Source organism: Verrucomicrobiales bacterium, assembly GCA_016793885.1.
GTDB lineage: Bacteria > Verrucomicrobiota > Verrucomicrobiia > Limisphaerales > UBA11320 > UBA11320.
In genome coordinates, this window is the sequence record JAEUHE010000274.1 from 1 (window position 1) to 2,383 (window position 2,383).

The window sequence follows — 2,383 nt, forward strand, 5'->3', positions numbered from 1 at the left end:
TCGGACATGCGGATGCTGGCGGCGGTTCGGTCGACGATCTGGTTAGGAACGGGCACCTCAGCACCCCATCTCATACCACACGAGCCCAGGTGTAACTGGAGGTACAACCGATGGCTCGATCTCGAGGATCTCGGCGAAAAACACTCGTGCGTCCGGCGGTTGGAGTCCAGCGGATGGAATCCTGAATCGATCCTCACGCCGCAGTTCAGCGAGACTCAGTGACTCAGCCTCCTCGGCCGAGGGTGCCTTTACGAAACGAGTCACGAAAAAGCCGACCAGACCCGGCTTACCAATCAAACTACCTGGGAATCCCTGCCCCTCTATGGTGCACCTGTACCACGGCATACCCACAAAATCCTAACGATTCGGAGCTGTGCGACGACCGGCCTGATGTGGAACGACGCTCAGAATGAAGCCTGGAGATGCTGACGACATCAACCGATGTCGAAGCGTGGGCGATAGGAAGTTCGCTCGAGCGATTTGGTTGTTAGGCGCACGTTTCATCACTCAACTCGTGTACACCGCTTCAGAAACTCTGTAAACGATGGCGCTGACTCGTAACAATGGTCGTATCCGGGCGGCTTAACACCCAACTCCTCTCGGTCTCGAAGCGACAAGAATTCCCGCACCGACTCGAACAATCGGTAGTACATGTGTGACTCATCAGCAAAAGCCATCTGATGCTCATCGAAGAAGAACACTGCACCCTTATCCACGCCAGCAAACGACAGGCATGTGGCCTGACCAAAATCACCAGAGGCGATGACGATCATGTTGCGAGGAACGATCTGACTCCTGAGATACCTGCGAATGTCGCAACCCGCTTCCGGGTCGGAGTACAGACTGTGGAAGCGCGTCTGCGTGAACGTGTCACCGAATGGGCTCGGCTCTCCGACAGGAGCTTGGAAGGGCACTTCGGATCCGCCGTACTCTAGAAGGAACGCTCGATAGTCTGCTGGCAATGACGCGCCAATGGCCGCCTCCAACTGCCGGACTCGCTCCTCTGAAGGGCGCTCGTGCTCCGGCGGAGACTCTAACTTGAGGTGGCTGGTGGGCGGGCAGGACTGCATACGCGAGTGCGCCTAACGTCCTCCCGATGAGGCACCCCGACCTGTGAGGTGGCGGTCGGCAAGGCTGGTAAAGGTTGAGATGGTCATGACGGGCTGAGCAAATCCAAGGGCTGGTCGGGGTTGTCCTCGATCGGGCTGGTTAGGTGCGGGAGCCATATGTTGGCTGCAGGCTGCGCAACTTCGCGTTGAAATGTGGCTGCCACGGGAAATGGCCCTGCATATCCGGCCAGACACATTGAAAAGCGGGGAAATCGGTACCGCGATAAAACCAAGTCGCGCAGCCGAAAAGCTCCCGATAGTAGGAGACCTCAACTTCGCGAAATTCACAATCGAAGCGCTCAAGAATGCCTGCTACACGGCTCCCAGCCTGGAAGCGTGTGCCCTTTCGGATGTCGGCCATCAAGTTGTTGATGATGCTCTGCATCATGTGGAGATCGAGTCCAACGATCAAAATCTCCCCATGATTAAAATTGTGAAAGAGGCCAACCGAGTAGGCAAATCCTGGCCCTGACTCGTCTCCCATGACTTTGATGACGTGACAACCAACGGTGGACACATCATGCAGAACGCGCCGTTCAAGGTCGTCTTCAGCAGTTGGTGGCTCGCACTTCATGAGGGAACCTATACACCTAACGAAACTACTCAGGGACGCGCCGGCATGGACGCTCAACCTGGAAACTGGATGCTGTCGGCGCGTTCACTGGAGTAGCCTCGTTAGGAATCGTGGTCGTGGTTTAAACGTACTCGGCGGCGGTAAAACCAACAGCTTGAATCTCCTCTCCAGTCGAGAAACGGAAATCACGCAACGAAGCCTCCCGACATTTCGGGCAGAGACCGTCCTCGAAACCATGCAGCCAGGAAGCTCCTGGCAATTCACTCAAGTCTCGTGAACTGACAAACACGGTGCCGATCTCATCGCACGCTACGGTCACGTGTCCGCAACCCGGACAGGTAATGAATGTCAGCAAGCCCTCTGCACCACAAAGACACGGACAACGCGGCTCTTTCAGACGAAACGATGGCGAATGGATTTCCACGGTGAGTGAACGATACCTAACGACCAAGAACTGAGGCACAGCCGCCGGGCCAGGTGAAGGCTGAGGCCTCAGAGATAAATAATGAAACTCTCATGATCGACAATCCCCAAGCTGGCGGCTGTTGCTTCGAGTGACCTTGTTGGACGAAGCCGCTACGCGGAGGCCTTCGGCTGGGAGGGTGTCAGAGGATTGCTTCTGAGTCCTGAGTGTCATCCAGATCATTCGCTTCGCAGTTCAAAAGGTAATCTGTCGTAGCAGAGCCCCCGCAGCGACAGG

Annotated in this window: 2 protein-coding genes; both read right to left on the minus strand. The window is 56.1% G+C overall.

Translation table 11 applies throughout. The features are described from left to right. Positions 1-503 precede the first annotated feature (503 nt). Complete coding sequence (locus JNN07_29415) at positions 504-1,070, minus strand: SMI1/KNR4 family protein (protein ID MBL9171886.1); 567 nt, start codon at positions 1,068-1,070, stop codon at positions 504-506. 139 nt (positions 1,071-1,209) lie between these two features. Next, the gene (locus JNN07_29420) at positions 1,210-1,683 is read right to left on the minus strand and encodes a DUF4262 domain-containing protein (protein MBL9171887.1); all 474 of its coding nucleotides are present in this window, start codon (positions 1,681-1,683) and stop codon (positions 1,210-1,212) included. Positions 1,684-2,383: the final 700 nt, after the last annotated feature.